This is a genomic window from Alcaligenes sp. AB3, assembly GCF_031844565.1.
Lineage (GTDB): Bacteria > Pseudomonadota > Gammaproteobacteria > Burkholderiales > Burkholderiaceae_B > Alcaligenes > Alcaligenes faecalis.
Genome location: NZ_JAUZVM010000005.1, coordinates 128705 through 143587, shown reverse-complemented (window position 1 = coordinate 143587; position 14883 = coordinate 128705). Strand labels below are relative to the sequence as shown.

Below are 14883 nucleotides of genomic sequence, written 5' to 3'. Positions count from 1 at the left end.
TCTAAAAAACCCGACTTTCTACAATACTAATTAAAAATCATGGGTTTTCTGGAAACGCAAAAGCCCGGGAAGGCTTGAAACGCATTCCCGGGCATCTATCGATACTCTTACTTGAGCTCGATCTTGGCGCCAGCTTCTTCCAGCTTCTTCTGAGCGTCTTCAGCATCAGCTTTGGACAAGCCTTCTTTAACAGCCTTAGGAGCACCGTCAACCAGGTCTTTGGCTTCTTTCAGGCCCAGACCGGTGATTTCGCGCACGACTTTAATGACGCTAACTTTGTTTGCGCCAACGTCAGCCAGGAACACGGTGAATTCGGTTTGCTCTTCAGCGGCAGCAGCAGCGCCACCAGCAGCAGGAGCTGCAACAGCAACAGCGGCGGCAGCAGCCGACACACCGAATTTTTCTTCCATTTCTTTGATCAGCTCGGACAGTTCGAGCACGGACATTGCGCCGATGGCGTCAAGGATTTCAGCTTTAGTAGCCATTTTTAAGAACTCCAGATATTAGGTAAATGCCAGGTTTGGTAGTCGTTCGCAACGACGAAGTTTCCTGAAGGAAAACTGCTTACGCAGCTTCTTTCTGATCGCGCACAGCCGCCAGGCCGCGAACAAACTTGGTGGGAACTTCGTTAAGCGTACGCACAAAAGTAGCGATAGGTGCTTGCATGGTGCCCAGCAGTTTCGCCAGCAGTTCGTCGCGCGAGGGCATTGTGGCCAGAGCCTTAACACCATCAGCATTCAGAACGCTATTGGGCAGCGCACCGCCCATGATGACCAATTTGTCATTGGTCTTGGCAAAATCTGCAACGACTTTCGCCGCAGCCACGGGATCTTCACTGATGGCGTACATCAGAGGACCCACGAGCTGGCTGGAGATACCGTCAAACGAGGTACCTGCCAACGAACGACGAACCAGCGTGTTTTTCATAACACGCAGGTAGACGCCAGACTCACGCGCTTTTTTGCGCAATACGGTAGCAGAAGCGACGTCCAGACCACGGTACTCGGCGATAATGATCGATTGGGCCTTTGCCAGTTCGGCAGTGACTTCTTCGATGACTACCGCTTTCTCTTCACGATTGAGACTCACGGTTGAACACTCCTTCAAACGATGTCGGGAAGGCTTCCCAACATCAACCGAATGCGGCGCACCTGGACGAGTTCTATAACGAATTCTTCCACGGGCGCCGTCTACGTTGGATGGGGCATTCTGCCCCGATTAAGCACCTGGATGACAAGTCAGCCCAACTGCTCCAACGGTCTTTGACAGCAGTGATCCTGTAAACAGGATCGCAGCCCAAAGTTCTTTTTTCTAACTGTTGATTAAACAGTCAGAGATGCAATTTCAACACGTGCACCGCCACCCATGGTGGAGGACACGGCAACCTTGCGCAGGTAAACACCCTTGGCAGCAGCTGGACGAGCCTTGTTCAAGGCGTCAACCAGGGCGACCAGGTTGGTTTGCAGCTGTTCAACGTTGAACGAAGCGCGACCAATAGTGCTGTGAATGATACCGGCCTTGTCGGTACGGTATTGAACTTGACCAGCCTTAGCGTTTTTAACGGCCGTGGCAACGTCAGGAGTCACAGTACCGACCTTGGGGTTTGGCATCAGGCCACGAGGACCCAGAACCTGACCCAGGGTACCAACAACACGCATGGTGTCGGGCGAAGCGATCACAACGTCAAAGTCCATTTGACCGGCTTTGATTTGCTCAGCCAGGTCGTCCAGACCAACGATGTCAGCACCAGCTTCACGAGCGGCGTCGGCTTTTTCGCCTTGGGCGAAAACGGCAACACGCACGGATTTACCGGTACCAGCAGGCAGAACCACCGAGCCACGGACCAGTTGGTCGGACTTACGGGGATCGATGCCCAGCTGAACAGCGATATCGATGGATTCGTCGAACTTGGCAGTGGCAGTGTCTTTCACCAGGGCCAGAGCTTCGGCCACAGGGTAGAACTTGTTGCGGTCGATCTTGGCAGCAATAGCGGCTGCGCGTTTGCTTACTTTAGCCATGACTTACACCACCCCTTCAACGTTGATGCCCATGCTGCGAGCGCTACCAGCGATGGTACGCACAGCGGCGTCCAGATCGGCGGCGGTCAGGTCGGGTTGTTTGGTCTTGGCGATTTCTTCAGCCTGAGCGCGGGTCAGCGTACCGACTTTATCCACGTTAGGACGTGCAGAACCGGATTTGATACCAGCAGCCTTTTTGATCAGGATGGTTGCTGGAGGAGTCTTCATGATGAACGTGAAGCTCTTGTCAGCAAAAGCGGTGATCACCACAGGAATTGGCAGACCGGGTTCCAGACCCTGTGTCTGGGCGTTGAACGCCTTGCAGAATTCCATGATGTTCAGACCGCGCTGACCCAGCGCTGGACCGATTGGAGGGGATGGGTTTGCCTTACCAGCTGGGACTTGCAGCTTGATAAAGCCGACGATTTTCTTCGCCATGCTTAGCTCCTTGCGGGTGATGACGCCTGACGCAGAGTGCGACAGGCTTCCCGGGGGTTGTAATTAATCAGGTCTTTTCGACTTGATCGAAATCGAGTTCAACGGGGGTGGCGCGACCGAAAATAGTAACGGTGACACGAACCTTGTTTTTCTCGTAGTTAACTTCTTCGACGTTACCGTTAAAGTCTGCAAACGGACCGTCCTTGACGCGTACCAGTTCGCCAACCTCGAACAGCACTTTGTGCCGTGGCTTCTCAACGCCCTCTTCCATTTGCGACAGGATTTTTTCCACTTCGCGCTCGGAGATGGGAGCAGGGCGGTTACCGGAACCGCCCAAAAAGCCGGTGACTCGCGGCGTGCTTTTTACCAAGTGCCAGGTTTCGTCGGTCAAGGCCATCTCGACCAGGACGTAACCGGGGTAAATACGTCGCTCTGTAATTGATTTCTTGCCGTTCTTTACTTCAACGACTTCTTCCGATGGAACCAGAATGCGACCAAACGCTTCTTGGAGATCAGCGCGTTCAATGCGCTCCACCAGAGCTTTGTGCACGCTTTTTTCCATGCCGGAATAAACGTGAACCACATACCAGCGTTTGCTCATGTGTGCCCTTTATTTCCAGCCCAGCAACAGGCCATAAATGATCCAGCCGAGCCCTTTGTCAATCAGCCACAACAAGATGGCCATAACGGCAACAAACACAAAGACGATACCCGTCATTTGCGTTGCTTCTTTACGGGATGGCCAGTGGACGCGACGTACTTCCGTGTAGGCATCACGAGAAAAAGCGACCAGGCGGCGGCCTGTATCGCTAAACCAGATGATCAATACGGCGACGATTAAGCTGGCAACAAATACCCCAGCGCGAACCAGTGAATTTTGGCCATCCAGAACGGAATAGCCAACAATACCGGCGGCGACGACTAGGACCGCTAGGCCCAGCTTGATGCGCTCGGAACCTCGGTTAACGGTTTCTACGTTGGTATTCGACATATTCCGACGAGTGACGCCACGCGAGATGGTGGCGAGTGACTGTGGTGGCAGGGGCAGAAGGAATCGAACCCTCAACCTTCGGTTTTGGAGACCGACGCTCTGCCAATTGAGCTATACCCCTATACCTTGACAAACCGTAGCGCGCTACTTAGCTACGTTTGGCTTTTAGGCAAAAGAGGATATTAACCTCTTTCGCCCAAAATTACTACTCTTTTTTTACTTGATGATTTTTGCCACCACGCCAGCGCCAACGGTACGGCCGCCTTCGCGAATAGCGAAGCGCAGACCTTCTTCCATGGCGATAGGAGCGATCAGGGACACTTTCATCGAAATGTTGTCGCCTGGCAGAACCATTTCCTTGTCTTCTGGCAGCTCGATGGTGCCGGTCACGTCAGTTGTACGGAAGTAGAACTGAGGACGGTAGCCCTTGAAGAAAGGAGTGTGACGACCACCTTCTTCTTTGGACAGAATGTACACCTCGGCGTCGAAGTCAGTGTGTGGCTTGATCGAGCCTGGCTTGGCCAGAACTTGACCACGTTCCACGTCTTCACGCTTGGTACCACGCAGCAGCAGACCGACGTTATCGCCAGCTTCGCCCTGGTCCAGCAGTTTGCGGAACATTTCAACGCCGGTACAAATGGTCTTGACCGTGTCTTTGATACCCACGATTTCGATTTCTTCGCCGACCTTGATGATGCCGCGCTCAATACGACCGGTCACAACCGTACCACGGCCGGAGATCGAGAACACGTCTTCAACAGGCATCAGGAACGTACCGTCAACGGCACGCTCAGGCGTAGGAATGTAGTTGTCCAGCGCTTCGGCCAGAGCCAGAACGGCTTGGCTGCCCAGTGGGCCTTCGTCGCCTTCCAGAGCCAGTTTGGCCGAACCCTTGATGATCGGGGTGTCGTCGCCAGGGAAGTCGTACTTGGACAACAGCTCGCGAACTTCCATTTCAACCAGTTCGATCAGCTCTTCGTCATCAACCATGTCGGCCTTGTTCAGGAACACGATGATGTAAGGAACGCCAACCTGACGGCTCAGCAGGATGTGCTCGCGAGTCTGAGGCATTGGGCCGTCAGCGGCCGAGCAAACCAAGATAGCGCCGTCCATCTGGGCAGCACCGGTAATCATGTTCTTGACGTAGTCAGCGTGGCCGGGGCAATCAACGTGTGCGTAGTGACGGTTAGGCGTCTCGTACTCAACGTGCGAGGTGCTGATGGTGATACCACGTGCTTTTTCTTCAGGGGCGTTGTCGATCTGCGAGTAATCGCGCGCTTCGCCGCCGTATGCCTTGGACAGAACCGTGCAGATTGCAGCGGTCAGAGTGGTTTTACCGTGGTCAACGTGACCGATAGTACCGACGTTGACGTGCGGTTTAGTCCGTTCAAACTTGCCTTTAGCCATGGCAGACTCCTGAAGGGATAGAACGATATAGAGAAGAGAGATGTGGTGCCCATGACGCGGATCGAACGCGTGACCTCTCCCTTACCAAGGGAGTGCTCTACCACTGAGCCACATGGGCATTCAACTTCAGCCCAGAGTGGCCAAAGATTTTTAACCTGGAGCGGGTGAAGGGGATCGAACCCTCGTCTTAAGCTTGGAAGGCTTCTGCTCTACCATTGAGCTACACCCGCAGACTTTTCTTCACCCTCTCCTAAAGTCGCCTTGCTGGCTGACTCTAGAAAAGTGCTGGTGGTGGGAGTTGGATTCGAACCAACGTAGGCGCAGGGCCAACAGATTTACAGTCTGCCTCCTTTAACCACTCGGACATCCCACCCGAAGCGAAAATCGAATTATGGACATGTTTTATGAAGTCGTCAAGCCTTTTGGGAAGAAAACTGAATAATTCGATGAATTTTTTAAAAAAACCTGATTTTGGGCGCTTTTCTTACTGGATTTGTCACTGTTTTTGGGCCCCCCGGGTACCGTTTATGAATACATTCAAAACCTGGGAAACAGGATGAAATGCGGGTAAACACATAGATTTTTTCCTGTTTTCGGTGCTTATTTTTGTAAGCAAAAGATACATAATCAGGTTTTCCGTTTTAATCCGGCTTTCAGGCTTCTTCCCTACTCTCTCCCTCGCCTCCTTAAGGCTCTCATCCTGCTGTTTTCTACCGGCTTGAGCACAAGCACTCAATCTAAAAATCATGTCGTCATGAACTGCCCCAAAAAAAGGAGGATTGCCGAGCAGCCTTAGTAAAGGGGGTTCATCATTCCAGAAGTTTTTCTAGTTCTCCTCCTTCCTGCTGCTTCTTTTTTGCAAGAAGATGCAGACCATTAGCAAAATACGGCTCATAGCAAAGAAAAAGCCGACCTCTGGTCGGCTTTTTCTACTGCAATCGCATTGCTTTCTGCGTGGCGCGGACTTGGCTCAATCGTCCGTTTGTTCCAGCAAGGACGACAAGCCCTGCTTTTCCAGCAAGGCATTCAAATGTTCCCAGCCATGGAAAGCGATCTGCAGCTGCCCCTTGTCCTTGGCACCAACCTTCAAAGTCACTTTGGTACCCAGATGGTCAGACAGCACTTTTTCAAAGCGCTGTACATCACCATTGCGGCTGGCCTTGCTCTGGGCTTGCTTGCTGGCAGGCTCGTCATCCTCGTGCAGGGCACGGGCAACCAGCTTCTCGGTTTCACGTACCGACAGACGGCGGGCAATCACCTCGTTGGCCAGCATGATCTGACGGGCAGCATCCACGGCGAGCAAGGCACGAGCGTGACCCATATCGATGTCGCCGGCCAGCAGCATGATCTGCACAGGCTCTGCCAGGTTAATCAGACGCAGCAGGTTGCTGGTGGTCGAGCGCGAGCGGCCAATCGCCTGAGCAGCCTGCTCGTGGGTCAGGCCGAACTCGTCCAGCAGACGTTTCACACCTTGCGCCTCTTCCAGCGGATTCAGATCTTCGCGCTGAATGTTCTCGATCAACGCCATGATGGCAGCGTTCTCGTCGCCAACTTCGCGTACCAGGACGGGTACTTCTTCCAGACCGGCAATTTGCGACGCACGGAAACGGCGTTCACCCGCGATGATCTCGTACTTGCCCTTATCTTTGCCCGACAGAGGACGCACCAAAATAGGTTGCATCACACCTTGTGCGCGTATGGATTCGGCCAGCTCGTTCAAGGCGCCCTCGTCCATGCGAGTACGCGGCTGATACACCCCGGCCTTCAGCAGTTTGACGGGCAGGTTGGAAGGTGGGCCATCGCTCACCGCCGCTTCGCCCTTTTTCCCTATGGTTGCGATAGCGCTTGCGTCTGCGCCGAGCAAGGCATCCAAGCCTCGACCTAGACCTTTTGGTTTTCGTGTAGCCATGCTTACATTCCTATTGATTCTTGTGTGCCTTACGCCTTATCGCTGCGGGATTCTTTCTTCAAGCGCTTGATCAGCTCTTTGCCAAAGTCCATATAGGCCCTGGCCCCCCGGGAGTTCTTGTCGTAGACAATACCTGGCATACCGTGGCTTGGCGCTTCAGCCAAACGCACATTACGTGGCACTACCGTCTTGAACACCTTATCGCCAAAGTGTGTCTCGATCTGATTGGAGACTTGCTGCTGCAAGGTAACACGACCATCAAACATCACTCGCAGCAAACCAATCAACTGCAAATCCGGGTTGATATTGCGATAGACCCGCTTAACCGTATTGACCAGATCTGACAGCCCTTCCAGTGCAAAGTACTCGCACTGCATGGGGATGATGACCCCGTGCGCGCTGGCCAGGCCATTGAGCGTTAGCAGCGACAAGGTAGGTGGGCAGTCGATCAGCACGAAATCATAATCATCCAGTACCTGTGCCAGTGCCTGTTTAAGTTGTTGCTCGCGCTCTTGCATCTGGATCAGGTCTATCTCGGCGCCCGACAGCTCCCTATTGGAAGGCAAGACGTCATAGCCACCTGTTTCTGAATGTATCTTTACGTTAGAAATACTTTCATCACCAATCAGCACTTGGTACAAATTACCAGACAGACTGTTTTTATCGATGCCGCTACCCATGGTGGCATTGCCTTGGGGATCCAGGTCAATCAACAAAACTTTTTTCTTCAGTACCGCAAGCGCAGCGGCCAAATTGATTGCAGTGGTCGTCTTGCCTACCCCGCCCTTTTGGTTCGCGATACAAAACACATAGGCACGGGGAGATTTTTCGTCGTTTTTACTCATGATTATCCTTGCTGCACCAACCACACTAGACAACGCTGTGCCTCTAGCTCCGGTACGGTTAATGATTCTATTCGTTCGACCTGCCAGTTACTTTCAGATTGCAATGCGGCTATTTCCAAATCAGGTTCTTTACCCTTCATAGCTGCAATGCGCCCACCTGGGCGAACATGCCTGCCTGCCAAATTTACGAAATCAAGCAGCGAAGAAAAAGCTCGGGAAACCACAATATCTGCCTGCATGGGTTCCTGCTGCTCTACACGCACATGCATTGCCGACAAATTGGGCAAGGCCAAAGCCCCAACCATTTGTTGAACAAATGCCATTTTTTTCTCAACAGCATCAATGCAAGTAATGTTCCACGTGGAACATGATGCTGCCAAAACAACACCCGGCAAACCAGCCCCTGACCCTACATCCACAATTCGAACCGATTCTTGCGCCGAGTGATTGCTGCTGGCCAGATAGTTCTGGAACGGGCGGACAATCGACAGGCTATCAAAAATATGTTGCACCAGCATTTGATCTGGGTCACGCAGGGCGGTCAGATTATAGGTACGGTTCCAGCGCTGCAACTGATTAATGTAGTCCAGTAGCTTGCGCACCAAGGCGGGGTCCTGATCCAGGCCCAAATTCAGCAGGGCCTGATTCAGGCGTTTTGAAAAAATATCGCTCATGCCGTTTGTTTGTTTTTTTGCTTGCGCTTCAGGTGTACCAACAATAAAGAAACCGCCGCAGGTGTCACACCCTGAACACGTCCGGCCTGGCCAATGGTTAAAGGCTTGGCAGCCTTCAAACGTTGACGCACTTCAATCGACAATCCTTTGATATCGTCGTAGTCCAGATCCTCTGGAATGGCCTGCTCTTCCAGCGCTGCCTGACGAGTCACCTCGTCCTGCTGACGCGCCACATAGCCGGCATACTTCACCTGAATTTCCACCTGCTCAATATGCACAGGATCTTCCAGACCAGGACCTGCTACCGACGTGCCTTGATCATTCAGCACGGCCATCAGCTTTGCATAATCCACTTCGGGGCGTTTGAGCAAATCGAAGAAGGAATACTCCCGTTCGATATTTTTACCTAACAGTGCGTTTGCCTGTTCAGCAGGCAAGTTACGGGGGTTCACCCAGGTACCCTTCAAACGCTCGATTTCACGTGCGACCGCATCGCGCTTGCGATTGAAATGATCCCAACGGGCATCGTCCACCAGGCCCAGCTCACGACCGATTTCAGTTAGTCGCTGGTCTGCATTGTCTTCCCGCAGGCTCAAACGATACTCAGCGCGAGAGGTAAACATGCGATAAGGCTCAGTCACCCCACGGGTAATCAAATCGTCTACCAGCACACCCAGGTAAGCCTCGTTACGGCGTGGATACCACTGTTCTTTCTCTTGGGCCAAACGGGCAGCATTCACCCCTGCCAACAAGCCCTGCGCAGCTGCTTCTTCGTAACCTGTCGTGCCATTGATCTGGCCGGCAAAGAACAAGCCACGAATCTGTTTGGTTTCCAGCGTGGGATACAGGGATCGAGGATCAAAATAATCGTACTCAATCGCGTAGCCTGGACGCATGATACGAGCATTCTCCAAACCTGGCAGGCTGCGCACCATAGCCAATTGGATATCGAAAGGCAAGCTGGTCGAGACACCGTTCGGGTAGATCTCGGTCGTGCTCAAGCCTTCTGGCTCCAAAAACACCTGGTGACTGCTCTTGTCTGCAAAGCGATGAATCTTGTCTTCAATAGACGGGCAGTAACGCGGGCCGATACCCTCGATAGTGCCCTGGTCGCTATACATGGGCGAGCGATCCAGACCGGAGCGAATAATGTCGTGAGTACGCTCATTGGTATGCGTAATCCAGCACGGCATCTGTTGGGGATGCATGGAAACATCGCCCATATAAGAGAACACCGGAGTTGGATCACTATCGCCGGGCTGAACTTCCAGACGGGAAAAATCGATAGTATTGGCATCAATACGCGGAGGGGTTCCTGTCTTCAATCGCCCTTGGGGCAATTGCAGTTCCCGCAAGCGATGCGCCAGGCTGATGGACGGTGGATCCCCTGCCCGACCTGCCGAGTAATTATTCAGGCCTACATGAACCAAACCATTCAAAAAAGTACCTGCAGTCAAAACCACAGATTTGGCTTTGAACTCCAAACCAATCTTGGTGACCGCACCCACTACCCGATCACCTTCCACAATCAAGTCTTCGACTGATTGCTGGAACACCATCAAGTTGGGTTGATTCTGCAGGACCTCACGAATAGCCTTGCGGTACAAAGAACGGTCAGCCTGAGCACGAGTGGCGCGCACGGCTGGCCCTTTGGAGCTATTCAGGGTACGGAATTGAATACCAGCGTGGTCGGTAGCCAAAGCCATTGCCCCGCCCAGCGCATCCACTTCCTTGACCAAATGCCCCTTGCCAATCCCCCCAATAGAAGGGTTGCAGGACATCTGCCCCAAGGTATCCATATTATGGGTTAGCAATAAGGTAGACACGCCGGTTCGAGCTGCCGCTAAAGCCGCTTCGGTACCAGCATGTCCGCCGCCTATGACAATAACGTCAAACTCTTCGGGATAAATCATGTCAGAACAGCTAAAAAGTAAAAACCAATTATACGATTACCAGCGATGGTTGTTCCACGTGAAACACATGGAACCAATATCTGTTCCACGTGGAACACAGTTTTTTGCGTAAATACCACTGTGGATAACTTTGTGGAGAAACAGGCCGTTTTTTATCCCCAGGCAACTATCCAGGGAGCAGGCCACGCCTTCGAAGATTTTTCCTGCCCATGATACGCCAGGGAGGGAAGCCATAAAAGGCGCGCTTATCACCCTTAAATCTCTTAAAAGCAGCTATCTAAGCGGGTGCCCTGCCCCAGGTGGATAAATTCGACTTAAGCAGGAAGCAAAATTGTGGATAACAGAGCAATCAAAAGAAATACAGCCTGATGCACAAGAATATTGCTTCACTGTCTGGAGACAAGGTGAATTCTGCCCGTCCGAAGAAAAGATAGCGCCTTGATTTGCCAACCTGACTGCTTCGGCTACAGGCCTGAAAATGTCCTATGAGCACAAAAGGGAGCATTCGGATAAGTCGGGGCCGTTTTCAACGGCAGGCAATATCTTAAAAGGCGGGCTCCACCTCCAACCTGTCAGGACATAGACAGCCCTAACCGGAGCCATGTTTAAGACACAGGTTTGCCCTAAAAATTCCCCGCTCATAACAGGCACCCGGGATGAAGCCATTGAAGAGAAAACAAGCAGCAAGGAAAACGAGGCTCAATTCTCATATAGGGAACAGCTATATCGATGTAAGAAACTGTCCTGAACATCTGGTTCCACGATCAACTGACACGCGTGGAATCTATGGTATTTTCGACAAGAATTTGTCTGATACTTCGCCACCCAACCGTTTGCTCAACTTTGAAGCGCGGGTGCATTTTTATTATTCATATCAGTAGACCCATGCAGATCACATCCAAGCTCCCTTCTGTGGGCACCACCATCTTTACCACCATGAGCCAGCTGGCCCTGGAGCACAAGGCCATTAACCTGGGCCAGGGCTTTCCAGACTTCAATCCGGATCCGGCTTTGATTGAGGCAGTACACCAGGCCATGCTGGATGGCATCAACCAGTATCCTGCCATGGCGGGATACCCTGCCCTGCGAGCCGCTATTGCCAGCAAAACGCAGGCTCGTTATGGCCGCCTTTACAAGGTGGATACGGAAATTACCGTTACCAGTGGCGCCACTGAGGCCTTGATGGCCAGTTTCCAAGCCTTTGTGCATGCAGGCGATGAAGTCGTCGTGATCGAGCCCTTCTACGACCTGTATATCCCCGCCATCGAGCTGGCCGGAGGTATACCTGTTGCCGTCCCCATGACAGCGCCTAGCGAAGCTGTGCCTTACTACCGCGTCGACTGGGACCGTGTAGTGCAAGCCATCACCAGCAAGACCCGTATGCTGGTAATCAACTTCCCGCACAATCCGACTTGTACCATCTTGCAGCCCCAGGATCTGGATGCTTTGGAGCAAATTGTAGAAAAGCATCCTTCCTTGATCATCTTGTCCGATGAGGTCTATGAACACCTGACCTTTGATCAGAAAGAGCATCTCAGTCTGGCTACCCGGCCTAGCCTGGCAGAACGAGCAGTCATCGTTTCTTCCTTTGGCAAGACCTTCCACGCTACAGGTTGGAAAGTAGGCTATTGCTGCGCTCCTGCCAGTCTCAGCACGGAAATCCGCAAGGTCCACCAATACACCGTCTTTACCGTTCCCAGCCCCTTACAGGCCGGTCTAGCCACCTATATGCAAGACCCTGCTACCTGGGAGAGCCTACCCGCTTTTTATCAGGAAAAGCGCGATCATTTGCACCAAGGTCTACAAAACACACGTTTTACACCTATGCCCAGTGAAGGGACTTTCTTCCTGCTGGCCAGCTATGAAAACATTTCAGAGCTATCCGAACTGGATTTCGCCAAGCACTTGAACCAGAACTACGGCGTGGGCGCGATTCCCGTCTCTGCCTTCTACCTGAATCCCAATTCTAAGCAGGCTAACCATCGTTTGCTGCGTTTTTGCTTTGCCAAGCAGCCCAACACCTTGGATCAGGCCATTGAACGCTTGAAAAAGGTCTAAACACCTTGCCTTCTGCCTTCATCAAACCGCCGTCAGGCGGTTTTTTTATACCCTGATTTTTGTGGACAAGTACAGTCGTCGTAATCTTGCCTATATCTGCTACAGAACCCCTATAACAGCCATGCGAAACAACACGCATTACCTGGGCCTCAAAACGCCAACCGCGAACCACAAAACCCGCGCCTTGTAACCCGCAAGACGCCAAACGTGAAACAGGCGATTTGTCGTCCCCATACTGTCCTGTTGATAACTTTGGGGGTAAACCTGATTTTTTGCCCAGTTATCGCTTCTTTTCCTTTGATAAAAGAAAGAACCAGCCAGCGTTATAGCTTCTCTGTTTCAGTACCGGCAGCCAGCAAAAAAATCAGCCTCAAAGTTAAAACCACAAAAAATATAGATATAAAACAAGGACTTATTTCAAAATTACACGTTCTTCAAACATAGCTAAGCTGTGAAAATACACAGTTCACCCAGCTGCTCCAGGCTGAACAAGCCCTGTGCGAGCACAAGTACACGCTTTACCCACAAAATGTGGATAAGTCAAAAATTCAAACAAGATTGACCTAGTACAAGTTTCAGGCTCAGCAATCCCTGCAGCCATAGCAAATTCTTGGCCAAACACGTCGTCCAGATAGAACTCCCCTCTTTTGCCAATCAAAGCCTTTGCTTGAGTTTTTCTCATGTTGAAAGAAAACTCAGAGGCGTGACAGCAAAGTTGATCGTGCACGGTTCTGAAAATTTATTTTCAGCCTTTGCGGCTCAAATTTCTGTATGCAAAAGTCGCATAAGCCAGCGTTGAGCGAGATCGTGATTTTTGTTCATGGACTGCATCTTAGTCGAGAACTTTTGGCTTGCAAAGAGCAGGTCCCTGGTCTTCAGGGAGTTGAACTTATCTTATATAACAAGCACTTAAATCTTTTATTAGAATTATTGGATGGAGGCCTGTTGATAAGTCGAACAAGTGTCTTTAGCAATGATAAAACAAGAGCTTAGCGGTTTTTTTTCCGGGGATAGATCTAACGCTTACCGGTGGATGGTTTAGGTACAACTTTTAGACTCCACAAAGAACTACCTACTTATGCCTTATGTATCCACACCCTGTTCACAATGCCCTTCCTAGAGCTTATCCACAGAAAAGAAAATTGTAACAGCAGGAAGAAAAGCGGATTTAGCGGGTTGGCTGCGTAAAACCGGTGTCCGTCATGATGATTTTCTCTGGCCAACGCAAAGCAGCCAGGTGAAAAGCCGAGTCTTCAGGCGCCTGGTCCTTGCGACGATCGCGCCAACGAGCCCCAACAGAAAAGTCCACGCAAAACGTGTTTTTCTTTGCGCCGTGCCAGGAAAATGGATCTATATCCTTGAATAATAAGGAGTATTTAGACATTTTCGCTGTTGGTTGAGGAAAGAGCTGACGCCAGTAGTGGCCAAAAACGACCGGAATATCGTCCTGGTAGCTGTTCCACCAAGGGGTACGGTCGGAAAAACGCCAACGGTTGCCAGCAAAAAATGGGCGATCCGCGGGGCCTTCGGTTCCGGAAGTCAGCAAACGGATGGGGTTGAAGTCATTTTTGACCAAATCGTAGTCAATGTAGGCCTGCAATAACGGCATCAAGGCCTTTGGATCTTCAATTTTTTCTTTCCATTCCTGTTTTGCAGCCAGATATTTATTCAGAATTCCTTTTTTTTCTGCATAATTATCAGCTTTACGTTCGCATTCAAAGAAAAAATCAAGAAAATCTTCGCTTTTTACCGATCGAATTGCATCAATAGCTGGATTATTCCAGGCGGCATGCACAATTCTGAGGTCACTTCTTTCCAATGCAATGGGTAGTGAGCTTAAAAACTTTCGGATTTCGTCTCTATTTTGAGGTTTTGCACACTTAAATGGCGAGTAATTCTTTAAATCTGACTGATATCGCTGATCAAAATACCAGCCTGAACCATCTTTTGCATCGTCTATCAGTAGATTGATTTCATGATTACCTAATATTCCTTTTGCTTTATTATTATTTATCAAGGACTTAAGGTACTCAATTACAGCAGGGCTGTTTGGACCGCGATCACAATAATCTCCAACGAATATCAGGCTACGTTGCTCCGGGTGAGAGCCATCTTCCTGATAACCCAAGTTTTGGATCAGTTGTTGCAAGGCCTGAAGCTCTCCATGTACATCACCGATGATGTCTAAAGAACCAGCAGGTAAAGGCTGTACAAGAAAGTTGGGCATGGGTGAAGAGATCTTTATTTAATAATAACTATATATATAACTGGTAATGGATAATGGGTGTCTGTGGATAAGTGGTATAGCTGAGAATTTTTCTTTAATTTCAACATCTTATAGACCACTTTTGCCTGTGTATCACCCCGAGGGAGTCGGTGGACCGAAACTGGACAAAATTTGAGGTCTTGAAAGACAGGCAACTTATCCCCCTTTCATCCACAACACGTCCACAACAGGCCCTCTTGGAGCTTATCCACAGGGGGCCAAAGCCAGTAGCTGCCTTAAATATAGCTTTTTTGCCCAGTCCTTGACCGATTTTCTGGCCGAATTCTGCCTGCCTGGTGCGTCTGGATGAGCTGATGTCGATGTTTGCACCAACGCCATGTTGGAGTGCGAATTAAGCCTTTAT

The 14883-nt window shown here is 50.9% G+C and carries 14 protein-coding genes and 4 tRNA genes; 2 read left to right on the top strand and 16 right to left on the bottom strand.

Translation table 11 applies throughout. The features are described 5' to 3' along the window. Positions 1–107: 107 nt before the first annotated feature. The 15 genes from rplL to mnmG form a co-directional block, all read right to left on the bottom strand. The gene (gene rplL / locus Q9R35_RS12825; RefSeq protein ID WP_003800851.1) at positions 108–485 is read right to left on the bottom strand and encodes a 50S ribosomal protein L7/L12; all 378 of its coding nucleotides are present in this window, start codon (positions 483–485) and stop codon (positions 108–110) included. A 79-nt stretch (positions 486–564) separates the two neighbouring features. Then, complete coding sequence (gene rplJ / locus Q9R35_RS12820) at positions 565–1089, bottom strand: 50S ribosomal protein L10 (RefSeq protein ID WP_042489513.1); 525 nt, start codon at positions 1087–1089, stop codon at positions 565–567. 233 nt (positions 1090–1322) lie between these two features. After that, positions 1323–2018, bottom strand: coding sequence for a 50S ribosomal protein L1 (rplA, locus tag Q9R35_RS12815; RefSeq protein ID WP_042489519.1), 696 nt, complete (start codon positions 2016–2018; stop codon positions 1323–1325). Between the two features lie 3 nt (positions 2019–2021). Further along, positions 2022–2456 (bottom strand): 50S ribosomal protein L11, encoded by a 435-nt coding sequence (gene rplK / locus Q9R35_RS12810; RefSeq protein WP_009464323.1) that lies wholly within the window; start codon positions 2454–2456, stop codon positions 2022–2024. A gap of 67 nt (positions 2457–2523) precedes the next feature. Further along, positions 2524–3057, bottom strand: coding sequence for a transcription termination/antitermination protein NusG (gene nusG, locus Q9R35_RS12805; protein ID WP_009464325.1), 534 nt, complete (start codon positions 3055–3057; stop codon positions 2524–2526). 9 nt (positions 3058–3066) lie between these two features. Beyond that, positions 3067–3447 (bottom strand): preprotein translocase subunit SecE, encoded by a 381-nt coding sequence (gene secE / locus Q9R35_RS12800; RefSeq protein WP_009464327.1) that lies wholly within the window; start codon positions 3445–3447, stop codon positions 3067–3069. Positions 3448–3492: 45 nt separating this feature from the next. Further along, positions 3493–3568: transfer RNA gene (locus tag Q9R35_RS12795), tRNA-Trp, on the bottom strand. A 95-nt stretch (positions 3569–3663) separates the two neighbouring features. After that, entirely contained in the window at positions 3664–4854 is a 1191-nt protein-coding gene (gene tuf, locus Q9R35_RS12790) for an elongation factor Tu (protein ID WP_054513288.1), read from the bottom strand. Between the two features lie 43 nt (positions 4855–4897). Then, a tRNA-Thr gene (locus Q9R35_RS12785) sits at positions 4898–4972 on the bottom strand. 38 nt (positions 4973–5010) lie between these two features. After that, positions 5011–5084, bottom strand: a tRNA-Gly gene (locus Q9R35_RS12780). A 56-nt stretch (positions 5085–5140) separates the two neighbouring features. Beyond that, positions 5141–5227 (bottom strand) — tRNA-Tyr (locus Q9R35_RS12775). 597 nt (positions 5228–5824) lie between these two features. Beyond that, positions 5825–6763 carry a ParB/RepB/Spo0J family partition protein gene (locus tag Q9R35_RS12770; protein WP_042485206.1) on the bottom strand — a complete coding sequence of 313 codons (939 nt, stop codon included), beginning with the start codon at positions 6761–6763 and terminating at the stop codon, positions 5825–5827. Between the two features lie 29 nt (positions 6764–6792). Next, the gene (locus Q9R35_RS12765) at positions 6793–7608 is read right to left on the bottom strand and encodes a ParA family protein (RefSeq protein WP_042485203.1); all 816 of its coding nucleotides are present in this window, start codon (positions 7606–7608) and stop codon (positions 6793–6795) included. A 2-nt stretch (positions 7609–7610) separates the two neighbouring features. Then, positions 7611–8282 (bottom strand): 16S rRNA (guanine(527)-N(7))-methyltransferase RsmG, encoded by a 672-nt coding sequence (rsmG, locus tag Q9R35_RS12760; protein ID WP_063689839.1) that lies wholly within the window; start codon positions 8280–8282, stop codon positions 7611–7613. After that, complete coding sequence (gene mnmG, locus Q9R35_RS12755) at positions 8279–10195, bottom strand: tRNA uridine-5-carboxymethylaminomethyl(34) synthesis enzyme MnmG (RefSeq protein ID WP_063689842.1); 1917 nt, start codon at positions 10193–10195, stop codon at positions 8279–8281. Before mnmG ends, rsmG begins: the two co-directional genes overlap by 4 nt. Before the next feature lie 885 nt (positions 10196–11080). Here mnmG and Q9R35_RS12750 point away from each other — a divergent pair. Together Q9R35_RS12750 and Q9R35_RS12745 are read left to right on the top strand one after the other, a co-directional pair. Beyond that, positions 11081–12253: a methionine aminotransferase gene (locus Q9R35_RS12750; protein WP_063689845.1), complete on the top strand. Its 1173-nt coding sequence runs from the start codon at positions 11081–11083 to the stop codon at positions 12251–12253. A 207-nt stretch (positions 12254–12460) separates the two neighbouring features. After that, complete coding sequence (locus Q9R35_RS12745) at positions 12461–12697, top strand: hypothetical protein (protein WP_143243712.1); 237 nt, start codon at positions 12461–12463, stop codon at positions 12695–12697. Between the two features lie 724 nt (positions 12698–13421). On the opposite strand, the gene Q9R35_RS12740 is transcribed toward Q9R35_RS12745, so the two are convergent. Then, complete coding sequence (locus Q9R35_RS12740) at positions 13422–14480, bottom strand: metallophosphoesterase (protein ID WP_252605767.1); 1059 nt, start codon at positions 14478–14480, stop codon at positions 13422–13424. Positions 14481–14883: the final 403 nt, after the last annotated feature.

Bases quoted from the DNA above. Each gene is read 5' to 3' on its own strand.
- rplL (WP_003800851.1), bottom strand. From the start codon at position 485: ATGGCTACTAAAGCTGAAATCCTTGACGCCATCGGCGCAATGTCCGTG.
- rplA (WP_042489519.1), bottom strand. From the start codon at position 2,018: ATGGCTAAAGTAAGCAAACGCGCAGCCGCTATTGCTGCCAAGATCGAC.
- rplK (WP_009464323.1), bottom strand. From the start codon at position 2,456: ATGGCGAAGAAAATCGTCGGCTTTATCAAGCTGCAAGTCCCAGCTGGT.
- nusG (WP_009464325.1), bottom strand. From the start codon at position 3,057: ATGAGCAAACGCTGGTATGTGGTTCACGTTTATTCCGGCATGGAAAAA.
- secE (WP_009464327.1), bottom strand. From the start codon at position 3,447: ATGTCGAATACCAACGTAGAAACCGTTAACCGAGGTTCCGAGCGCATC.
- tuf (WP_054513288.1), bottom strand. From the start codon at position 4,854: ATGGCTAAAGGCAAGTTTGAACGGACTAAACCGCACGTCAACGTCGGT.
- Q9R35_RS12770 (WP_042485206.1), bottom strand. From the start codon at position 6,763: ATGGCTACACGAAAACCAAAAGGTCTAGGTCGAGGCTTGGATGCCTTG.
- Q9R35_RS12765 (WP_042485203.1), bottom strand. From the start codon at position 7,608: ATGAGTAAAAACGACGAAAAATCTCCCCGTGCCTATGTGTTTTGTATC.
- rsmG (WP_063689839.1), bottom strand. From the start codon at position 8,282: ATGAGCGATATTTTTTCAAAACGCCTGAATCAGGCCCTGCTGAATTTG.
- mnmG (WP_063689842.1), bottom strand. From the start codon at position 10,195: ATGATTTATCCCGAAGAGTTTGACGTTATTGTCATAGGCGGCGGACAT.
- Q9R35_RS12750 (WP_063689845.1), top strand. From the start codon at position 11,081: ATGCAGATCACATCCAAGCTCCCTTCTGTGGGCACCACCATCTTTACC.
- Q9R35_RS12740 (WP_252605767.1), bottom strand. From the start codon at position 14,480: ATGCCCAACTTTCTTGTACAGCCTTTACCTGCTGGTTCTTTAGACATC.